Source organism: Enterococcus sp. AZ109, from assembly GCF_051714625.1.
GTDB lineage: Bacteria > Bacillota > Bacilli > Lactobacillales > Enterococcaceae > Enterococcus_A.
Map to the genome: position 1 here is coordinate 342,153 of NZ_JBIOSF010000001.1, position 20,208 is coordinate 362,360.

Genomic DNA, 20,208 nt, shown 5'->3' on the forward strand with positions numbered 1-20,208 from the left:
GTTGGTATGCTAGGAATTCCTGCAGCTTTTTCTTGCCGCGGTACAGTCGGTTATCAACTTCTTTACTGGGGATAATCCAAGCTGAGCTTGAATTTCGTTGGGTTTCATTTCATAGAAAAACCGGAGAATCAAAATCCGCCGTGTTGGTTCTTCTAACTGCATGACTGCGTCATAAAGTTCCTGCCAAGCTAGCTCTTCCTCCACTTTTGGAATATTGGAAAGATATTCTTCACTGATTTCACTAATGTTTTCGTGTTGATGTCGTCGTTTGGCTTTTAATTTGTTCAAGGCCATACTTTTGGTCATGACGACTAAATAGCTTTTGATTGAGCCTTTACTTGGTTTGTATTTTTCTGGCTGCTGCCATAAACGCAGGAAAACGTCACTGACGACTTCTTCGATATCCATTTGCTGACTTGATTGTTTAGCAGTCAAAATTGTTGCGGCTACTGCCCACAATAATTTGCTGTATTGATCCATTAATTGGTCAAAAAAGTGTTCGTCGCCAGCGATTATTCTCTTGCGAACTTCTTCATCGGTCATAGCTAACCTCCCCTTCACTAACAATACAATCCGATTTGCTGAAATTCCTCAATAATTAGGTGAATTGTTCAAAAAAACTCTCCTTAAACAAGGATATCTTGTCTAAAGAGAGCTCGCTGGTTAATTGTGTTAGTTTTTTTGTTTACACATATTTCTTTTGCGATATTATTATTTTTGCCCATCAAACGATCTTTATGCCTAACCCTGCAGCAATTGTTAGCGCCTGCTCCTGGTTAACAATTAGCCCACGTAACCGATCCTGAGACAGGACAATTCCTTCAAATTCGTTAGTGGTTAGGTCTAAGCCTGCCATTGTAGTATTCATCCAGTTACTGTTCGTTAACTCGTTGTTTTCCAAAAACAGATGCTTCCAGGTTGCTTCGAAGAATTCGCTGTCGTTTAATTGGCAATTGTCGAATTGGACATTCTTCACATTCGTTGCACTGAAGGAAGCAAAGTTGGCGATACAATTGGTAAAACGACAATCCCGCAAGTAGCTTTCTGCAAAATTTGTGCCGGTTAGTTTACATTGATCAAAAACTACTTGGTGAAAACTGCCGCCGATCCAGTCTAAATTAGACAGGTCGCACTTCTCGAAAACAACATTACTGCACTCTACTCGCTCCAAGCGTGTTCGCTGCATCGTGATTTTCTTTAAATGGGAGCCCTTGATCATTAAATTTCGGGCATTTAAATAGCTGTAATCCAAATCTTCTATCTTAATTCCTTCAAAAGTTACCTCGTCTTCCAGGTAAAAATCTTCGGTAAAATGTGTGGGTAAATTCGGTGGTGCCGGACGGTGTTTATCTAAATTGGCTTTCTTACTGATAGTCCATCAAACCCTTTCCTCCATTTTCATTTATCCATCCATTATACCAATACTCCCAGCAAATGCCATCACTCGCTGAAATCTATTTCAATGTGGCCGATTGATGATGGTGTCGGCTTACCGGTTTTGAGGTCCTGTTTGCCCGGCATCAAATACATTAAGTCTTGCTGTCCTTCCATATAGGATTTGCTGAAGGTTCCCTGGACAACCTCAGCCAGAGTCGTCGCAGTCAAATCACCTTCAATGATTTTAGCCGCATCGGCTACCTTACATTCCAACACCAGCAAGCTTTCTTTTATGACTGGAGCAGAAATGACTTTAGCTGGAGCTTGAGTAAAATTACCCACTGCAAATTCATCCTGTTCTAGCTCATTATGCAAAATGGTTTGCTCCAACGCGGCATAATGATCCTTCGAAAAAAAATTCACCGCAAATACGCCTTCCCGCAGAATATTTTGATACGTATGAGTATGCTTAAATAAGCCGCAGATAGCTGCATGATAACTAGGATCATCATTATAAAAACTACTCCAGCCATGCAGACAAACATTCGGCTGACCATTTTCCTTCCACGTCGTAAGCGCAAAGAGCACCTGAGGGATCGTCGTCAGCAGTTCAAAATGGGAAAACAGGTCAAATTGTTCCGGATAGCTGCCAACAAAATGCTCTGGCCGTTCTTTTCCAAAGTCATAGTTCATTTTCCTCTACTCCTTTATTTCGTGGCAAAATACTTCCCAACGAATGCCATTAGGATCTTCGAAAAAGACCGCATAGTAATTTGGGGCAATTTTATCATAGTAACGAGCTTCATCATGCAGGATGTTCACTTCCATTTGACTGAGTTTTTTATAAAACTCTTTGACGGCTTGTTTAGAGTTAGCTTCAAAAGCTAAATGTTGAACTGCTTTAGGTGTTCGTACATCGATTTTGACATCTTTTAACTCTCGTTTAGGAGAACAAATCGCAAAATCCAGCTCATCATGCATATACTCGACTACCAACATGTCCATGTGAGGCAAATCACCTTTAAACTTATTCGTGATATCCCAGCCTAAAATAGTAAACAGTTGATCATAAAATTTCTCGGACACCTCAACATCTCCGACAGTCACATGCAAGTGGTGAAAGCGATACTTCATCTCAACCTCCCCTTTCTAATCAATCACCCAATAGCTTTTGCCATCCTTCGTGCGGTTCATAAATCCATATTCAATCAAATAGCGACGCAGCGTAACATAATCCTCATGAACCAGCAGTAAAATTTCGTTCACTGCAGCTTCGGAATAATTTTTACTAGCGTCGAATCCTTCAATAATTTTCCCCAATACAATTACCTTACGTTTTTCTTTGCTGGGCAAGGAAGTGAGTCGTCCATCCTTCGTAAAATAAGTTGCTAGGACTTTTGTTCGTTCTGCTGGTGTGATGTGGTAACGCTCATCCATCATTCTGGCTCCGCGGTGTGGTGGAATAAAAGGTTCATCCCTTAATAAGCTCATTATGCTGAGAAAGACCTTTGCCTGCTTCTCCTTCTCCCGCAGTTTGAAGCGATGGTTTCTGACCGTGGAAGTAGAAATTCCTAAACGTTGAGCAATCACCGAATCACTTAGCTGACGAGCGAACAGCTCCAAAATTTCTTGCTGAATTTCGCTAAGTCCGCTGATTTCTTTCCGTTGGGCAATCAGCGAACCTAACGCTCCAGCATGCTGGGTATTTAGATGATGAACTATCGCTTTTTTGGCCACAGCTTGTTTTCCATCTATTGGATAAATGTAGCCCTCCTCATAAGTCTGTTCACAATATAGACACCGGTACACCTCATCGCAATATTGATACCCCTTTTGATACTCTTCGATTGTCTCATTCACCGCTATCATCTCCTTAATCATCTACTATTATACTAACAAACCGTCGATTCGTTTGCAATTTGATAAACAATGATGATTTAAGCAATAACATTCCCCAAAATTGTGAATTGTGTCATACTTTATATAGAAGAAAGAGGTGATCGGATGACATCCGTAATGTGGTTTCGACGTGACCTGCGTTTAGAGGACAATACTGCTTTGTATCATGCCTTTGAGGATTCTGATGATCTGGTATTGCTTTTCCAAGTCAATCCAGAGCAATTTTTAACTAACAGTAGCAATCATCAAGCATTTTTTGCCAGTATCGCTCACTTTCAGGAAACGGTGAATCAGAACATGCATCTGCAGATTCTTTTCGGAGACCCGGAAGAAAGCTTTGCAAAATTGAAAAAGACTTTGAAAAATTGGGATCGGATCTATTTTAATTTAGACGAACGAGGCTTTGGAGCTGAACGTGATCAGAAGATGCGGAAATTCTTCCGTGACAATCAAATTATCGTTCACGATTATATGGATCATCATCTCCATGGTGCCGAGGAGATAAAAAATCAAAGTGGCGATTCCTATAAAGTCTTTACTCCCTATTATAACCAATGGAAGCAGCTGACTAAACCAAAACCGATGAAGGTCGCAATTTCTACTGATAAGGTAATTAGAGATACCTTGTTTCCAGAAGATGAGAAAAAATTTGCGGAATTAGTGAAAGATCTTCCCGATAAGCCCCTTTACGAAGTTGGTACAACAGCAGCGAAAGAACAATTAGCGGATTTTCTATTGGAAAACGTAGCTGACTATACAAAAGCCCGAGATTTGCCGGCGCAAGATCGTACGAGTCGCCTGTCCCCTTATTTGCGTACCGGAGAAATTTCTATCCGCACCGTTTGGCATCAGCTGCAGGAAACTGAAGACTCGGAAGGAAAGCAAACCTTCGAGAAGGAATTGTGTTGGCGTGATTTTTATAACATGATTTATGCGGCTAATCCTAAGCAAAAGCAGCAGCCTATTCAAACCAATTTCCAGTTTATTCAATGGGACAATAATGACGAAAATTTCAAACGTTGGCAGGAAGGAAAAACTGGCTATCCGATTGTAGATGCAGCGATGCGTCAACTGAATCAAACCGGTTGGATGCACAATCGTCTGCGGATGATTGTGGCCTCGTTTTTAACAAAGGATTTGCTGATTGACTGGCGAAGAGGAGAGAAATATTTCCAGCAGCAGCTGATTGATTACGATCCGGCTAGTAATATCGGTGGCTGGCAATGGGCTGCCTCTACCGGAACAGATGCGGTTCCCTACTTCCGCATTTTTAATCCGACTACCCAGTCAGAACGTTTTGATGCGGAAGGGGATTTTATTCGGAAATTTGTACCGGAATTAAAGAATCTCCCTCAAAAGTTCATCCATCAACCGGATAAAATGAAGGAAGCTGAGCAGCAGGAATACGGTGTGGTACTGGGAGAGGATTATCCTTTACCAATCGTTCATCACAAAGAAGCGCGCCGTAAAGCACTATCTGTATATGAAAATAGCCGCGAGTTCGCCAAAGAAGTTCCTAATGATTCCGCTGATGAAGAATAAATAAGCACTGAAATTCCTGTCGGGGGTTTCAGTGCTTTTTCTTGTAGATCATTTGCTCTGTTGGATAACCAAATTCGATTAATTGAATTTCTGGTTGAAAGCCCAAATCAATCAGTCGCTGGCGATGTCCTATGTCTAATTTATCTTTTGATCTAAAAGTAGTTGTTGTGACCTGATCCAACTTTTTAGTATTTAGGAGTCTCTCCAACAAGTTTGCTTCGATAGATTCATCCCATAGAACAGGTAAAGAAGACAATCCATCAAGATGCTGGCGGTGAGAGTCGTAAATCAAAAGCCCGATTATCCCTTCATCCGCTGCAGCTGTTAAAACATTTCCTGCTTGAACCCGCTGTTTCACCACTTTAGTAAAAGTAGCTTCGTCATAGTAAGGAAAGGCCCATTGAATGTGCTCCATATAAGAAATAATTGCTGGAAATTCTTTTATTGTTACTTCCTTGATCGTGTATTGGCCCGACCAGCTTACAGATTGCTCAGAAGACTGTACCAAGCCAAAGGGTTTCTTTTGCTGCCTAAATTGTCTAGGAGAGATTTTGTAGATTTCCTTGAAGGCTTTCGTGAATGATTGCTGATTTTGATACCCACTGATTAAGGCAATCTCAATAATGGGACGCTGCCCTTCTATTAACAAGAAAGCGGCTTCGTGGAGACGACGTTTCTTGATATAATCATACAAACGCCATTTGGTTGCGGCCGAGAACTCGTGCAGCAAATGAGACTTGGAATAATGTAACTGATACGCTAAGCTGCCTACAGTTATCGGCTGCTCCAAGTGCTCTTCGATGTACTGCTCCACTTGCTGAATCAATTGGTTGCTCATGAAAAGCTCCTTTCTATAAAAACTAAATGATGAATTGCCCGGGTAGCGGCTACAAATAATTGCTGCTGACCAGTTCGACCAGAAAAGTTTTCTTTCTGGCTATCTAACACAATTACCGCGTCGAATTCTAATCCCTTTGCTGTGCTGACTCCACACAAATAAACACCGGTTTTCGCTAGCATTTGGCTCGTGTCTTTTAACAAGGAAACTTCTTTATATTGATCTAGTTGTTTCTGCCATTTTATTGCTTGCTGGGAATCCTTGGTGATTAAGGCGATCGTTTCAAATTTTGATGTAAATAAATCCAGCTTGGCTATAATTTCTGAAAGAATTTCTTCTTGCTTAACAGCTATTATCTCTGGTGCTTCCCCATGTCTGACGACTGGTTCAATTAACTGATCATCGATTAACCCCTTAGCAAAGGTCATAATTTCATAGGTTGAGCGATAGCTCTTCGTTAATTGTACCATCTCAGCCTCAGGAAACACTTTTTGCAAATGGGAAAGACTTCTGACGTTGTTGTCGGTTAACTGCTGCGTATAATCTCCTACTAACAGCCGTTGACAAGGAAACAATCTTTTAATAACCTCCATTTGCATTAATGTGTAGTCCTGCATCTCGTCTACTACCACATACTTATTGTTTTTGAAGGCTAAATCTTTTTCGAAAAAGGCTTGTATACGCAACAGTGGAAATAAGTCGGAATAACAGTAGCTGCTGATTGTTTGAAATCCTTGAGTTTCTAAATAAGCCTTGTAAATTGCTTTGCTGGAACGATAGGTTAATTGGCGAAGTAATTCCTTTTTAATTTGTCCCTTTGTCGGCAAGCGTTTAGGCCTAAAGGGTTTCTTTTTCATTTCTTCTAGAACATCGCTTGCGATCATCGCGAGACGTTCCATAATTGGCTGACGATTGTAAGCAAGAAAGCGTCTCTTCAAATAGTCCGTTGAGAAATTATAGGAGCCAATCACCAAGGTTTCTGCTTGAAAAATACTTTGATCTAATTCCTGCAGAAAGTTTTCAAGGTCTAGCACACATTTGCTGGCAGCCAAGTAACGAATCCGTTCCGGCAGCTGATTAGCAATTGCCAACTCCGTTTCTGCCAGTCTTGAAATAGTCGCGGCTTGCCCAGATATTGATTCCACCAACAGATCAATACTCCATTCATTAACTGGCTCTTCTCCCAGCTCTGGCAAGACTTCAGAAATGTAGGTTCCAAACACCTGATTGGGTGAGAGAATGGTGATTTGATCCGAAGACAAGCGCTCTCGATTTTGATAGAGTAAGAAAGCAATTCGATGCAGCGCAATGGACGTTTTTCCCGAACCCGCCACTCCATGGACAATCAGATCCCTGCGGTTATTGGCGCGGATAATCTGATTTTGTTCTTTTTGAATCGTGCCGATAATAGTCGACATTCGACCACTTTGCTGATTGCTTAGCTCCTTTTGCAAGACTTCATCAAAGACTGTCGTATGCGTGTCCAGCACATAATCAATAGTGCCATGCTTAAATTTGATTTGACGCTTTCCCGTAATCTTCCCGTTTACTTTGCTATTTGGGGACTGATAATAAGCTGGACCAAAATCAAAATCGTAAAAAAGACTGGCGATAGGTGCCCGCCAATCATAAATCAATAATTGATTGTGTTCATTAGAAAATGAAAAACGGCCAATATACAACACCTCTGCATGTTCTTCGCCTGAAAAAAGAAAGTCAACACGAGTAAAGTAAGGATTACTCAGCTGTTTCTGGAGCTTTTCTAATTGCTGAAATTTAACAGATCCAGCTAGGATTTGCTGCTCCTGCAAACGAACATTGGTGAACATCTCGTGAGGGTCTATTTCTCCCTTGTAATTGACCAAATAGTGTTGAAATTCCTTTAACTCCTTGGAAGCAGCAGCGACTGAAGAAGCGATTTCCTGTTGTCGAACTAGCATCTGCTGCTTGATTTCTCGCCAATTATTCTGTTCTTCTTGTTCAATTATATCCATGGTTTCGTCACTCCCTTTACTCACATCAATCACTTATTATAAAGGAAGTCGCGAAATCATTTTTGTCCAATCCTGCGGTTTTACCTAATCCAGACTATAATAAAACTGCTTTAACTGCTGCTTTCTTTCCAGCGATAACTGTCGCTTAGGAATACCTTGAACAGCGCCCTCTATTCCGTACAGCATGTTCAAGCAAGCACCCGCATCTCGTTGCATCCGAATCTTCAAAAAAACGTTCTCTGTCCCGCTTTCTCGTAACACTTCTGGAGAATCAATTCCGATCGCGACTAAATGCTCCGCTAAGACTTCTCCTACATTTGGCAATGCTGTTAACTGGTTCATAGCAGCTCCCTCCATGCTGGCAATTCCTTCATCATCGTTTCCACCACACCGACTGCGGCTTTAGGATCAAAGCCTTGAGTCCTAGTAACAAAGTCAATCAAGTTAGCGCGTTTTTCCTCAAAGGATTGCATCTCTCCGTTTTCCTTGGTACAGTGCACACAATAGTTTTTGCTCACATCTCCTAGCGCATGATCCTCTGGTTTCTCCATCGGCATACCGCATGCAATACATTTTTCCATTTCCCTCAACCTTTCCTAATCAGTTTTACATATGCCGCTATCCACTCATCCTTATATCGCACAATCGCCGATTCGTTCGGAGCGAACATCGCTTTGTTCTGCAGATAATAATGAATGATGCCCAGCCAGGTGTTAAACAGCATATGCGGTGCAACAGCTACGATGTCTTCTTTTTCCAGCAACAGCAACAGATGAGATGAAAGTGTCGATTGGTAAGCGAATAGTTTTTGCTGCGTCGTAGTAGGCAAGGTAGTCAGACTGGTAATCAGCTGGGTATAAAAAGCTTCCTTCTCCTCTAGCATTTCCAGGTGCTGACGTAAAAATTCTTCTAATGATCCAGTTGTTTCGGTAACTTGGTGGATTCTTGTATTCAGCTCCTGGAAAAATGAACGGATTACTGCATCGACTAACTCTTCTCTAGTTGGGAAATGGAGAAACAGTGAACCATGAGCTACTCCTGCTGTCTTCGCGATTTTACTAGTAGGCAGCTGAAAGCCTTCTGCGGCAAATAACTCACTGGCCGTTTCTAAAATAGTTGTTCTGGTCTGACGTTTCTTTTTCGCTCGAATTGTTTCTGTCATTTGGATGACCCTCCACTCACTGAGTATACACTCATTTTATTCTTACGACACAAACAAGTCAATAGTTGCCTTCAATTTGACTCATGGTATGATAAATGTAGTAAAGACAGAAAGTGAGATTCCTATGAAAACCTGGCAAAGTATTCAGCAAGTAATCGATTATATTGAAGAGCATTTGGACCAATCATTGCCGTTAACAGAATTAGCAGCTATTGCTTGTCTATCCCCTTTTTATTTTCAACGTTTGTTTAAAAAGTTGGTCGGCCGTCCAGTTATGGAATACGTGAAGCTGCGTCGGCTAGCAAAAGCTTGTCAGCTGCTGGCAGCCACCGATCGGCGGATTTTAGATATTGCGATGGAGATGGGTTTTAACAGCCATGCTTATTTCACGAAGGTATTCAAGTCGGCTTATGACATGACCCCAGAAGTTTATCGCTTAGAGCAGCCTGCCTTACAACAAATGCTGAAGCCCGATTTAACCATGATGCAAACGGTCATAGCAGAAAATGACTCCTTTGTTGCGGAAAGCATGGTGCTAACCATCACGCGTCAAAAAGTCACCCAGCCTGAGTATTATCAAGGGGTGGTTGGAAAAATTCTGATTGCTAATGCTATTCCGGTAGGAGGAACTACGGGAGTTAACCAAGCAGATGTCATTTGGACTGAGTTTCATCAGCTGAAAAAGCAGCACTCTGAATTGTTTACTGAAGACATTCAATTGGGTGCTTCTTTCTTAAAAGATACATCTGTTGATCCAACCTCTTTAGTACCTGCCGAATGCTTTGATTACTTTGCCGGCGGTAGAGTTGAAACATTGGACGAAGACCTTGAAACTTGGGTTGTTCTCCCAGGTGAATACATTGTTTGCGGCTGTGAAGCGGAAAATACACCGGAAGCCCGTAACATCGCCATAGCGAAAGCGCTTGGTTATTTGCTGGGAACCTGGCTGCCTAGTCAACAGTTGCTTACTGAGCCTTATTCCATGGAGAAGTACTATCCTGCAGAAAACCCGACTACTGCCTATCAAGAGGTTTGGGTTGCACCGTTGCCGCTATAAAAACAACCTCTGCGATCCCTTTTTGCAGAGGTTGTTTACTATTTATAGAGAAGCTTTTAAGTAAGGCTGGGTGATTGAGTCCTCGCTGGCAAGTAACTCCTGAGGTGTTCCGGTAAACAAAATTTCGCCGCCTTTAGCGCCACCTTCAGGCCCCACTTCAATTAACCAGTCCGCTTGCTTCATAATCGCCAAGTGATGCTCCAACAGAATCAAGCTGTTGCCCTCATCCACCATTTGATTGAACAGCTGAATCAGCTCTTGAATGTCGGCGAGATGCAACCCATCAGTTGGTTCATCCAGCAAATAAATCGAACCCGACTTGTGCAATTGTCCAGCCAGCTTCAGCCGCTGTAATTCCCCTCCGGATAAAGTCGTTAGGGACTGATTCAAGCGAAGATAGCCTAAGCCAACGTCCACCAGTGCTTTCAACTGACGACTGAATTTTGCTTCTGTGAAGAAATCATAGGCTTCTGTTACTGTAAAATGCATTACATCCACGATACTTTTCCCGAGATAATGATACTTCAAAATGTCTGGGTCATACCGATCCCCATGGCACACCTCACAAACCGTGACAATATCTTCCATGAAGGACATATCGGTAACAATCACACCTTTTCCATGACAACGAGGACAGGCACCCTTTGAGTTATAACTAAAGTAGGCTGCTGAAATATCATTGGCTTTAGCAAACAATTGGCGAATATCCGTGAAGACATCCAAATAGGTCAACGGCGTCGAACGCAGGTTAATCCCGATATTTTTCTGAGAGATCGCTACAATGTCCCGCCCTTGTTCCAAAGCTGTTTGACGAATAGCTTCACCCAGGGAACTTTTCCCTGAGCCGGCAACACCGCAAAGGACAGTCAGCACACCCAAAGGCACATCCACTGATACATTTTTCAAATTGTGAATCGAGCTATTCTCCAGCTTAAGGCTTTCCTTCGACGCTCGGAGCTGTGCTTTTAATGGAAAACGTGTTTGCAGCAGCTGATTGGTGACAGTATTGCTGCTTAAAAAGTCCTCATAGGTTCCGGCAAATTGAATCTCACCGCCAGCTTCACCTGCTCCTGGCCCCATATCGATAATGTAATCAGCAGCTTCAATTAATTGGGGATGATGCTCCACCAAAATGACCGTATTGCCTTTGTCCCTTAACATCGTTAACGCCTTTTTGAAACGATCGATGTCTTTGGGGTGCAACCCGGCACTAGGTTCATCCAGCACATACATAATATCGGTTAATGAACTATTGATATATTTAGAGATTTTAATCCGTTGGGCCTCACCGCCAGATAGTGTACCGGTTGAACGAGATAAGGTTAAGTAGCTTAAACCGATATCCAGCAAAGCTGTCAGACGTTTTTGCAGCTCTCGTTGAATATCAACTGCCAAAGTCGCTTCAATCGACTGGATAAACTCCGCCAATTCATCAAGAGGCATTAAGACCAAATCGGAGATATTTTTGCCGTTAATTAAGCAGGTCCGAACCCGATCGTTCACTCGCGTACCGTGACAATCCGGGCAAGTTTCCACCGTCACAAAACGGTTCAATTGTTTTTGGTGACGTTTGCCTTCATCTTTATTCAAAATACTGCGTTGCATACGGGGAATCAAGCCTTCATAAAGCGCAGTATGAGGCCAAACTTCTGGCGCATTTTTCAACTTTACTTGGGGCGAATATAAGAACATCTCCAATTCATCTTCGGAATAATCCTTAATTTTCTTGTCCAAGTCAAACAAACCACTGTCCGCATAGCGTTTCCAACGCCAAAAACCGTGATGAAAGGTAGGAAAATCAATCGGATCTTCATTCAGTGATTGATTAAAATCCACCAGCTTATGAATATCAATCGTTGTGGTAGTGCCTAATCCGTCGCATTGCGGGCATTTGCCTTCCGGGTGATTGAAGGAAAAAGTATCAGAATAACCGATAAAGGGTTTGCCGACTCGTGAAAACAGCAAACGCAAGAAAGTATAGATATCGGTATAAGTTCCCACCGTTGAGCGGGCATTTGCAGACAGCTTCTTCTGATCAATCACGATTCCTACCGGTAGCTGATCGATAGCGGCTACTTCAGGTCGTCCGTATTTCGGCAAATACTGCTGCAAAAAGCTGGGAAAGGTTTCGTTCAGCTCACGACGGGACTCCGCCGCTAAGGTGTCAAAAACGAGTGACGATTTTCCTGAGCCGGATAAGCCGGTGACTACCGTTAACTGTTTTTTAGGAATCGTAGTTGAAACATGTTTCAAATTATTTTGGTTGGCATCCTTAATAGTAATCCATTGATCCATCATAGACAGAACCTCCTTTTAAACTTCTATTTAAGTGTAGGCTATTCTAAAAGTTAACGCAAAAGAAACACAATTAGATGTCAAACATTAAGTAAACGTCACAAACTCCTCATTTAGTTTGACGCTTTTTCACAAAACCGATAGAATAGACTATGATTGCACTTTCAGTGATAAGGAGCGTTCTATGTCTCAATTAAAAAAATATAAACAATTTATCAATACCCGCACTGGCTTTTTTAGCCTGTTACTATTGTTATTGTGGGTCAAAAATATGTTTGGCTATATCATGGATTTTCATCTTAGTTTACAAAGCCCATTACAATTTTTTATCTTGCTGATTAATCCGATCAGTGTCTCTATGCTATTGATTAGTGTCGGACTTTTTATTAAGCGAACTCGAGTAGCTTATGCCACGTTATTCGGTATTTATTTTCTACTATCGATTTGGCTCTTTTCCAACGCAGTTTATTATCGGGAGTTTACCGACTTTATTACGATTAACACGTTATTAGGAGCTGGTCAGGTTTCTACCGGTTTAGGCGAGAGCGCAGTTCGTTTATTTAGATTTTATGATGTTTTTTATATAGTCGATTTAATCATTCTACCGTTATTATTATGGAGAAAAAAAATAAAGTTGGATTCGAGAGTGCCTCGAATACGTCAGGCAACTGCTCTGGCAGTGCTAGCCGTATTAATCGGTAGCGGCAACTTGTTCTTAGCCGAAATGGACCGTTCCGGCTTGTTGAGCCGGCAGTTTTCTCGGGAATACATGGTGAAGTATTTGGGAATTAATGCTTTTACCTTTTACGATGGTTACCAAACCTACCAGAATAACCAAGTTCGTGCTGAAGCTAGCCCAACTGATTTGAACGAAGTAGAAGATTACGTGGATAAGCATCAAGCAGCGCCTAATGATGAAATGTACGGCATTGCTAAAGGAAAAAATGTCGTCTATGTCCATTTAGAAAGCTTTCAACAGTTTTTAATCGATTATCAGTTGACTGATGAAAACGGTGAAGCACATACCGTTACCCCTTTCTTGAATAGTCTTTACCATGATCAAAGTACTTATAGCTTTGACAACTTCTTCCATCAAGTGAAAGCTGGGAAAACTTCAGACGCTGAAACTTTATTGGAAAATTCGTTATTTGGTTTGAACCAAGGCGCATTATTTACTCAAATGGGTGACAAAAATACCTTTGAGTCTGCTCCAAATATTTTACAGCAGACTGCTGGCTACTCTTCGGCTGTTTTTCATGGTCATTCCGCTAGCTTTTGGAATCGGGATGCCACTTATAAGCATTTGGGTTACGATTATTTCTTTGACTCCAGCTATTACGATATTAATGAAGAAAATTCGTTCCAATATGGGATGCATGATAAACCGTTTCTTAATCAGTCGGTTCAGTATTTAGAACATCTACAACAGCCTTTTTACGCCAAGATGATTACTGTTTCTAATCATTATCCTTATTCTAGCTTTAATAATGAGGAAGATGGATTCCCATTAGCAAACACGAATGATTCAACCATCAATGGTTACTTTGCAACAGCTAATTACTTAGATACAGCGATGCAGGAATTCTTTGATTATATGAAGGTTAGCGGCTTATATGAAAATTCGATTTTTGTGTTGTATGGGGATCACTACGGTATTTCCAATACCCGTAACAGCGAGTTAGCTCCTTTGTTAGGAAAAAGTTCGGATGAATGGGGCGATTTCGACAACGCACAAATGCAGAGGGTTCCCTTCATGATTCATATACCAGGCCAAACTAATGGTGGGATTAATCATACGTACGGTGGACAAGTTGATGCTTTACCAACACTTCTGCATTTACTAGGTATTCCAACAGATGACTACTTGATGTTGGGACAAGATCTTTTTTCTGAGGATCACCAGCAATTAGTGGCATTTCGTGACGGTGACTTTGTTACACCCGACTACACCTTCTACGGTGGTAAAGTATACGACAATCAAACAGGCTTGCCAGTAGATGAACCGAATTTGGAACAGCAAAAGTTATTTACTCAGTTGAATCAAGCAGTAGATGAGCAATTGATAACATCTGACAAGATTAACAATGGTGACCTGTTACGCTTTTACCAAGGCAGTGGACTTGAACCGATTGATCCGCAACAATTTGATTACCATAATCAATTAGAAAGATTACTTGCGATTGAAGCTGATAAAGGCAAAGGTTCCACCAGTCTTTATAGTCAGAATAATGACGAATCAACAGTTTCGCTATACCAAACGGCTACTTATACAGAGTATCAAGAATAGAGGATTAACTTCCTCTATTTTTTTGCCTTTTTGTTTACATAATATTTTACTGTGCTACCTCAGCTATTTTTCGATTCACTCAAGCGTATTATTCGCTTGAGAACTGTTCCCTTCGCTATAATTAATAAAACGGTAACAGTTTTAAGGAGTGAAATGACATGCGCTATCGAGACGGACGAAAAAGTACTAATGTAGAGAACCGTACTGGCAACCGCCGTAGCGGCGGTTTAGCTGTTGGAGGCGGAATTGGTGGGATAATTATTGTGTTACTCATGTTGTTTTTGGGCGGTGGAAATGTAGATGTGACCGATATATTAAACAGCAAGATGCAGTCAACACAGCGGGTCGTGAGGATCAACAGGAATATTCCGAAGTCGTTTTTGGCTATTTGGAGGATTATTGGAATCAGGAGTTTCAAGACCGTGGGATGAATTACCAAAATCCCACCATGGTTTTTTATACCGATTATGTCGATACCGCTTGCGGTTCAGCAAGTTCGGCAGTAGGTCCTTTTTATTGTCCAGGTGATCAGCGAGTTTACTTGGACTTATCCTTTGCTGATGAACTAGCTACTCAATATGGTGCAGGTGGTGACTTTGCATGGGCATATGTTATCGCTCATGAAGTTGGTCATCATGTTCAACAGGAGCTAGGTGTGACTGATCAGATGGCTCAACGACGACAAAGCTTAAGTGAATCTGAGTACAATCAGTATCAGGTTCGGATGGAGCTACAGGCAGATTATTATGCTGGCAGCTGGGCAAAATACATGGAAGGCGAAACAATCAATGGTCAACCAGTTCTAGAAATTGGTGATATCGACGAAGCACTCAATGCGGCTAATAGTATCGGTGATGACACGTTGCAACAGCAAGCGCAAGGTTATGTTGTCCCTGACAGCTTTACCCATGGGACTTCGGCCCAACGTAAAGCCTGGTTTGAACGAGGTTATCGTTACGGTGACTTTGAACATGGCGATACCTTCAATGCTGAAGATCTATCCTTAGGAACATAAAAATAATCATCCCAGCTTGGTTGGGATGATTATTTTTTTAAGCTATATTTACTGGTTCTGGTTTTACCCCATCATTAATGAAATACACTTGATACCAAGTTAAGAAGGTATAAATAGTCCAAATTTTGCGACGACCATCGGCTTTTCCTTCATAGTTGTCATCTAGCAATTTCAAGATTTTTGCTTGATCGAAAAATTCTTTTACAAATTCCTGTTCAAACAGATGTCGGATAATTTTGTAGTATTTTTCTTCCCGCAGCCAATCTTTAATTGGTACTGGAAAGCCTAGTTTTTCACGGTTGTACCATTCCTCTGGCAAGTGGCGAGCGGCCGCTTGACGGAACGCATACTTGGTGTTTTCAGCATTAATCAGATATTTGGTTGGTACTTGTTCAGAGACCTTCATTAATTCTTTATCCAATAGAGGAACTCGGACTTCTAATGAGCTGGCCATAGACAGCTTATCAGCCTTTAACAGGATGTCTTTGGGCATCCATTGGTGCATATCCAAATATTGCATTTTTTTGATTTCCGACATGTCTTGGACTTGATCGTAATGAACTTGGACGATATCCTTCACGCTTGGGCTCTTTTGGTAAGTTGGCTGCAAGTAATCTACTGCTTCATCTTCTTCAAAGACTTTCGCTTGTCCAATGAAGAAATCTTCGGCTGGTGCCAATGAAGTGTACAAATGCAAGGCGCCTCGGAAGGTTTTATCTTTTAGTCCGCGACCAATTTTATAGCGCATGCCTTTAGGTAATTTCTTCAAACCTTCAGCAACCACTTTAACTACTTTAGAATTTGTGTTCATACCATAAGCTTGGTAGCCGGCAAACAATTCATCGGCACCTTCCCCACTCAAAGCAACTCGCACATCCCGGCTGGCTAATTCAGCTAAAAAGTATAGCGGCACACAAGATGGGTTTGAATCTGGCTCATCCAAATGATATTGAATCAACGGGAAATATTCAAACGCTTCATCCCCAGTTACTACACGCGAAGTATTGTTCAAATCGATTAGCTCAGCTAATTTTTTCGCCTCAACTGATTCATTGTAACTTTTGTCACCAAATCCAATCGAATATGAATGTTCGGGACGCAACACAGCTGTTACATAGCTTGAATCTACCCCAGAAGAAAGGAATGACCCTACTTCCACATCCGCAATGCGGTGAGCTTCAACTGAAGAAACAACCGTTTTATCAATTAAATCAACCGTTTCATCCAAGGTTAAGCTGGTTTCTTTTTCGTCGACATCCCAGTATTGTTCGATTTTCAATTCACCATCTTTGTAAGTGAAGTAATGGCCTTCTTTAATGCGAAATACGTTTTTGAAGAAGGTTTCATCCAAAGCTGAATATTGGAAGGTCATATAAGGCTTCAATGCTTCTTTATTTAGTTCCTTCACAAAGTTTGGATGCTTTAAGAAGCTCTTAATTTCTGAACCATACATAAAAGTACCGTTCATTTGCGCATAGTACAATGGCTTAATGCCAAAGTGATCTCGTGCACCGAACAATTCTTGTTTTTCAGTATCCCAAATAACAAATGCAAACATCCCGCGAATCTTTTGCAGCAAGTCTACACCATATTCTTCGTATCCATGAAGCAACACTTCAGTATCAGCATGTGTCGTAAACACATGCCCTTTAGCAATTAAATCTTCGCGAATCGATTGATAATTATAAATTTCACCATTAAAGGTGATGATTTTGGTTTCATCTTCATTGTAAATCGGTTGTGAACCGCCTTCTAAGTCAATAATACTTAAACGACGAAAACCTAAAGCAACACCTTCATCAATAAACTGACCGGAGCTGTTTGGCCCACGGTGAACGATGGTATCCATCATTTCCTTGATGACCTGTTTTTTTTGTGTTGTATTTGAACGATCAACGAATCCTACAATTCCGCACACATTGTCTACCCTCTTTCAAATTGCCTACGATACACGCTGGTATCAACTTTCAAAGTATATCATAGGATTTCCCTTCTTTCACGGGTTGCGAGGATTTTCTGCTTATTTTCGCTGGATTTCTTAATTTTTTACAAAGGGATATTAAGAGAAGATCCGGCAGAAAACGTTCTCTATTTCAAGAAGTAGACTATCTTAGCTAAAAAGTTTTCTATATAATAGAAGAAAGACGTCAAACGAGGTGAGAAAATGACTTATCTATTTATTCATGGGTTAGGACAATCCGTCACCAGCTGGCAGCAGACTCTGGACCACTTGCCCCTAAATTCGGTAGCGGTCCCTAATTTGGACAGCTTTCTCCAGTCAGATGCAGCAACGTATGAGGACCTATACCAAAAATTTGTAACCTATTGCGATCAGTTGGAGAAACCTCTCCATTTATGCGGACTATCCTTAGGTGGGATTTTAGCTCTGAATTACGCCACGCAATATCCCGAAAATGTTGCTTCGCTAGTTCTAATCGGTGCACACTACAAAATGCCGAAGAAACTGCTTAAGGTGCAAAACTTTATTCTTCGCTACATGCCGATGAAGGTTTTTGATACTGGTGCATTAGAAAAAGAAACAATGCTGAAATTAACCACTTCTATGCTGGATATCGATTTTAGTGAAGGGCTAAGCGAAATTTCTTGTCCTACCTTAGTGGCTTGCGGTAGCAAAGATGTCCCCAACAAGTCTGCTGCACTAGCAATGACCACTACAATATCGGAAGCAGTGTATTATCAGTTGGAGGGTGTGGGACACGAGGCTAACACGGAAGCACCAAAAAAGGTTGCTGCAATGCTAAAGTATTTTTATAAAATCTAGAAAATCCGTCCAAGCTTAGAATCAGCGCTCTGTTAAAGAGTGTGGCTAAGCTTGGACGGATTAATTTCTTATTTTAGAGCTAAGGATACTAAAAATGGGTATGCCCCAAAGAATTCGATTAAAGATTTATTGCTATTTGCCGTATCTAGTTTTAGGCGTGTAATATTTTTTTCTTTATCCTGTACTATTTCAACAGAGTGATTATTTTCTAGCAAAACTAAATAGTGCTCTTCATCTGGCTTTTTGAAATCGTATTTAGGGTTGTTCATAGCAGTAATAAAGATATCATCTAGGGTATCCGTACTTACCATATGAGGCAGATCAAATGACAGACTAAGGGGTTGACTATTGTCTAACAAATTATCTTCCAGGGCAAAGCCTAAATATTTCATATGAGAGAATACACTATTCATTTCATGACTAAGCAATGAATTTTGTCCGCTGGAATAGATGCGGCGCTGATAGCAATCCTCTAACAAAGTCAAAACCGCATTATTTAGTACTACTACCCTCATCGTTTCTGGATAAATTGCCATTAAATGTATTTTTTCAGTACGAATTTTCCCATCTGAGGTTGGCATCATTAAGTGGAAATTGATTACTTGATCTTTGACTAATCGATAAGACAGAGTGTAATGTTTAGTTTCCCAAGTTGAAAAATCATTGCTAGAAAGTCGCAGCTCCTTAGATTCCAAGGGCTTTAGCAACTCAAAAGTAAAATATTCCAGCAAAGCACCTTTTGCAATGGCTGATACTTCATATTCGGCCTTCAAAAAGATTTCTCGAAAATATTTTAGTAATGTTGGAAAATCAGATTCCATCAATTTTTTTCGGAATTTCAAATCAGTCAATTCTTTTTCAGCATCGTCTATTAAAGTTAATATATCTTGATAATTGCTCTCGCGATTGTCGTAGTACGACAATGCCGAGTGACTAATTGGTTTTTCTTTTGCTGTGAGGTTATTCGCTTTTTTCGACGGGGGAGCAGCTTCATCTGCGTGTAAGATTTCTTTTTCTTTAATAGTCAGCTGGTCAGGTTCTACTTCTGGTTCCACCAATGCGTCATATAACTCGCTAACTCTTGTTTTCTTCTCATCTTTCATTTATTTGCCCTCCTTGTTTAAAAACACTTGAATAAATTGCTGCAACTGTTTTTCCATTGTTTCAAGAGAGCCAAATCGTTTATTGATAATCCGCAATTCTTTTAAGGCAATTGCTTGTTCTAGTGCCAAAGCCTTTTTTTGCTGCGCCAATTCTTCTTTTTGGGATTCTCGAGTCATTTCCCCACTGAAATAAGGTAGCCATTTCTTACGTTCTTGTTTCAACGCTGAAATTTTTTCATTCAACTGGTCAATTTCCTCATCAACCTTTTTTCGATTCAGCAGGCCTTTTGTTTCCTTTAACTCTTCTTTATCATGTTCTAGCTGTTTGATTTGTTTATCAATGTCTTCAATTTCTGAACTAGCAGCGATAATTTTCGCATCGAAATCGTCTTCTTGAGCTTGTAAAGCTTCTATTTCTTCACGGTAAATCCCTTTTTCGGCTTTTTCCCACTGCTTCTTGACTGTAGGCAAAAGCAATAGTGCCGGCTGTGTAGCATCAAGCTGAATGACAGTACGATCACGATAATAACTGCCTAACTGATAGTCCAGCAAGACCGGTGTTGCTTGCTGGCGTAATTGCATGAAAGGAAACATCCGTAAAAATTCACGATCCAGTTTACTGGTAAAATAATTATCCATTTCATGATTGGCATTACTAGATTGTTGAATAGCTACTGGCAATTCCTTCCAGTAAATCTGATAGACAGTTCCCATATCCTCTTCTTCCATCGCTTTTTCTAAGCGTTGTAGTTGAGACATTAAGTCACCTAACACAACAGAAGCTGATTCTTTTACAGAATCAAAGGACGTTTTAGGTTGGTTTTCTGGTGTCTCCATGTAATACCCTCCTTTATGCG

18 protein-coding genes and 1 pseudogene are annotated in these 20,208 nt (G+C 40.9%); 5 read left to right on the forward strand and 14 right to left on the reverse strand.

Features of this window, described 5'->3' with window-relative positions; translation table 11 throughout:
* Positions 1-9: 9 nt before the first annotated feature.
* From IGI42_RS01655 to IGI42_RS01675, 5 genes are all read right to left on the reverse strand, one after another.
* Complete coding sequence (locus tag IGI42_RS01655) at positions 10-543, reverse strand: RNA polymerase sigma factor (RefSeq protein ID WP_438713873.1); 534 nt, start codon at positions 541-543, stop codon at positions 10-12.
* Between the two features lie 181 nt (positions 544-724).
* Positions 725-1,372, reverse strand: coding sequence for a pentapeptide repeat-containing protein (locus tag IGI42_RS01660; RefSeq protein ID WP_438716995.1), 648 nt, complete (start codon positions 1,370-1,372; stop codon positions 725-727).
* Between the two features lie 68 nt (positions 1,373-1,440).
* The gene (locus IGI42_RS01665) at positions 1,441-2,070 is read right to left on the reverse strand and encodes a flavin reductase family protein (RefSeq protein WP_438713874.1); all 630 of its coding nucleotides are present in this window, start codon (positions 2,068-2,070) and stop codon (positions 1,441-1,443) included.
* Between the two features lie 6 nt (positions 2,071-2,076).
* Positions 2,077-2,511, reverse strand: coding sequence for a VOC family protein (locus tag IGI42_RS01670; RefSeq protein WP_438713875.1), 435 nt, complete (start codon positions 2,509-2,511; stop codon positions 2,077-2,079).
* Between the two features lie 15 nt (positions 2,512-2,526).
* Positions 2,527-3,246: a DUF2087 domain-containing protein gene (locus IGI42_RS01675; protein ID WP_438716996.1), complete on the reverse strand. Its 720-nt coding sequence runs from the start codon at positions 3,244-3,246 to the stop codon at positions 2,527-2,529.
* Between the two features lie 135 nt (positions 3,247-3,381).
* Between IGI42_RS01675 and IGI42_RS01680 the strand changes: the two genes are divergently transcribed.
* The gene (locus IGI42_RS01680) at positions 3,382-4,818 is read left to right on the forward strand and encodes a cryptochrome/photolyase family protein (protein ID WP_438713877.1); all 1,437 of its coding nucleotides are present in this window, start codon (positions 3,382-3,384) and stop codon (positions 4,816-4,818) included.
* Positions 4,819-4,846: 28 nt separating this feature from the next.
* Here the strand turns inward: IGI42_RS01680 and IGI42_RS01685 are convergent, their stop codons facing one another.
* The 5 genes from IGI42_RS01685 to IGI42_RS01705 form a co-directional block, all read right to left on the reverse strand.
* Positions 4,847-5,656, reverse strand: coding sequence for a helix-turn-helix transcriptional regulator (locus tag IGI42_RS01685; RefSeq protein ID WP_438713878.1), 810 nt, complete (start codon positions 5,654-5,656; stop codon positions 4,847-4,849).
* A complete protein-coding gene (locus IGI42_RS01690) occupies positions 5,653-7,650 on the reverse strand; it encodes a HelD family protein (protein ID WP_438713879.1) in 1,998 nt (665 codons plus the stop codon). The genes IGI42_RS01685 and IGI42_RS01690 overlap by 4 nt, the downstream gene beginning before the upstream one ends.
* An 84-nt stretch (positions 7,651-7,734) precedes the next feature.
* Positions 7,735-7,992, reverse strand: a complete 258-nt coding sequence (locus tag IGI42_RS01695; RefSeq protein ID WP_438713880.1) for a TfoX/Sxy family protein — start codon at positions 7,990-7,992, stop codon at positions 7,735-7,737.
* Positions 7,989-8,231 carry a zinc ribbon domain-containing protein gene (locus IGI42_RS01700; protein WP_438713881.1) on the reverse strand — a complete coding sequence of 81 codons (243 nt, stop codon included), beginning with the start codon at positions 8,229-8,231 and terminating at the stop codon, positions 7,989-7,991. Before IGI42_RS01700 ends, IGI42_RS01695 begins: the two co-directional genes overlap by 4 nt.
* 5 nt (positions 8,232-8,236) lie before the next feature.
* Complete coding sequence (locus IGI42_RS01705) at positions 8,237-8,812, reverse strand: TetR/AcrR family transcriptional regulator (RefSeq protein WP_438713882.1); 576 nt, start codon at positions 8,810-8,812, stop codon at positions 8,237-8,239.
* A 124-nt stretch (positions 8,813-8,936) separates the two neighbouring features.
* On the opposite strand from IGI42_RS01705, the gene IGI42_RS01710 reads away from it, so the two are divergent.
* A complete protein-coding gene (locus IGI42_RS01710) occupies positions 8,937-9,869 on the forward strand; it encodes an AraC family transcriptional regulator (RefSeq protein WP_438713884.1) in 933 nt (310 codons plus the stop codon).
* A gap of 42 nt (positions 9,870-9,911) precedes the next feature.
* On the opposite strand, the gene IGI42_RS01715 is transcribed toward IGI42_RS01710, so the two are convergent.
* The gene (locus tag IGI42_RS01715; RefSeq protein ID WP_438713885.1) at positions 9,912-12,167 is read right to left on the reverse strand and encodes an ATP-binding cassette domain-containing protein; all 2,256 of its coding nucleotides are present in this window, start codon (positions 12,165-12,167) and stop codon (positions 9,912-9,914) included.
* 181 nt (positions 12,168-12,348) lie between these two features.
* On the opposite strand from IGI42_RS01715, the gene IGI42_RS01720 reads away from it, so the two are divergent.
* Together IGI42_RS01720 and ypfJ are read left to right on the forward strand one after the other, a co-directional pair.
* Positions 12,349-14,451: an LTA synthase family protein gene (locus IGI42_RS01720; protein WP_438713887.1), complete on the forward strand. Its 2,103-nt coding sequence runs from the start codon at positions 12,349-12,351 to the stop codon at positions 14,449-14,451.
* Between the two features lie 158 nt (positions 14,452-14,609).
* Positions 14,610-15,466 (forward strand): annotated as a pseudogene (gene ypfJ, locus IGI42_RS01725) (KPN_02809 family neutral zinc metallopeptidase).
* 37 nt (positions 15,467-15,503) lie between these two features.
* On the opposite strand, the gene asnB reads toward ypfJ, so the two are convergent.
* Positions 15,504-17,384 carry an asparagine synthase (glutamine-hydrolyzing) gene (gene asnB / locus IGI42_RS01730; RefSeq protein ID WP_438713888.1) on the reverse strand — a complete coding sequence of 627 codons (1,881 nt, stop codon included), beginning with the start codon at positions 17,382-17,384 and terminating at the stop codon, positions 15,504-15,506.
* A 246-nt stretch (positions 17,385-17,630) separates the two neighbouring features.
* Between asnB and IGI42_RS01735 the strand changes: the two genes are divergently transcribed.
* A complete protein-coding gene (locus IGI42_RS01735; protein ID WP_438713890.1) occupies positions 17,631-18,248 on the forward strand; it encodes an alpha/beta fold hydrolase in 618 nt (205 codons plus the stop codon).
* Positions 18,249-18,316: 68 nt separating this feature from the next.
* On the opposite strand, the gene IGI42_RS01740 is transcribed toward IGI42_RS01735, so the two are convergent.
* The gene (locus IGI42_RS01740) at positions 18,317-19,351 is read right to left on the reverse strand and encodes a hypothetical protein (RefSeq protein WP_438713891.1); all 1,035 of its coding nucleotides are present in this window, start codon (positions 19,349-19,351) and stop codon (positions 18,317-18,319) included.
* Positions 19,352-20,188, reverse strand: coding sequence for a hypothetical protein (locus IGI42_RS01745; protein WP_438713892.1), 837 nt, complete (start codon positions 20,186-20,188; stop codon positions 19,352-19,354).
* Positions 20,189-20,208: the final 20 nt, after the last annotated feature.

What these genes read in the sequence shown, in the direction of transcription:
- IGI42_RS01670 (WP_438713875.1), bottom strand. Translation starts at nt 2,511, where the DNA reads ATGAAGTATCGCTTTCACCACTTGCATGTGACTGTCGGAGATGTTGAG.
- IGI42_RS01655 (WP_438713873.1), bottom strand. Translation starts at nt 543, where the DNA reads ATGACCGATGAAGAAGTTCGCAAGAGAATAATCGCTGGCGACGAACAC.
- IGI42_RS01735 (WP_438713890.1), top strand. Translation starts at nt 17,631, where the DNA reads ATGACTTATCTATTTATTCATGGGTTAGGACAATCCGTCACCAGCTGG.
- IGI42_RS01700 (WP_438713881.1), bottom strand. Translation starts at nt 8,231, where the DNA reads ATGGAAAAATGTATTGCATGCGGTATGCCGATGGAGAAACCAGAGGAT.
- IGI42_RS01695 (WP_438713880.1), bottom strand. Translation starts at nt 7,992, where the DNA reads ATGAACCAGTTAACAGCATTGCCAAATGTAGGAGAAGTCTTAGCGGAG.
- IGI42_RS01690 (WP_438713879.1), bottom strand. Translation starts at nt 7,650, where the DNA reads ATGGATATAATTGAACAAGAAGAACAGAATAATTGGCGAGAAATCAAG.
- IGI42_RS01675 (WP_438716996.1), bottom strand. Translation starts at nt 3,246, where the DNA reads ATGATAGCGGTGAATGAGACAATCGAAGAGTATCAAAAGGGGTATCAA.
- IGI42_RS01740 (WP_438713891.1), bottom strand. Translation starts at nt 19,351, where the DNA reads ATGAAAGATGAGAAGAAAACAAGAGTTAGCGAGTTATATGACGCATTG.
- IGI42_RS01705 (WP_438713882.1), bottom strand. Translation starts at nt 8,812, where the DNA reads ATGACAGAAACAATTCGAGCGAAAAAGAAACGTCAGACCAGAACAACT.
- IGI42_RS01710 (WP_438713884.1), top strand. Translation starts at nt 8,937, where the DNA reads ATGAAAACCTGGCAAAGTATTCAGCAAGTAATCGATTATATTGAAGAG.
- IGI42_RS01680 (WP_438713877.1), top strand. Translation starts at nt 3,382, where the DNA reads ATGACATCCGTAATGTGGTTTCGACGTGACCTGCGTTTAGAGGACAAT.
- IGI42_RS01720 (WP_438713887.1), top strand. Translation starts at nt 12,349, where the DNA reads ATGTCTCAATTAAAAAAATATAAACAATTTATCAATACCCGCACTGGC.
- IGI42_RS01665 (WP_438713874.1), bottom strand. Translation starts at nt 2,070, where the DNA reads ATGAACTATGACTTTGGAAAAGAACGGCCAGAGCATTTTGTTGGCAGC.
- IGI42_RS01715 (WP_438713885.1), bottom strand. Translation starts at nt 12,167, where the DNA reads ATGATGGATCAATGGATTACTATTAAGGATGCCAACCAAAATAATTTG.
- IGI42_RS01745 (WP_438713892.1), bottom strand. Translation starts at nt 20,188, where the DNA reads ATGGAGACACCAGAAAACCAACCTAAAACGTCCTTTGATTCTGTAAAA.
- IGI42_RS01685 (WP_438713878.1), bottom strand. Translation starts at nt 5,656, where the DNA reads ATGAGCAACCAATTGATTCAGCAAGTGGAGCAGTACATCGAAGAGCAC.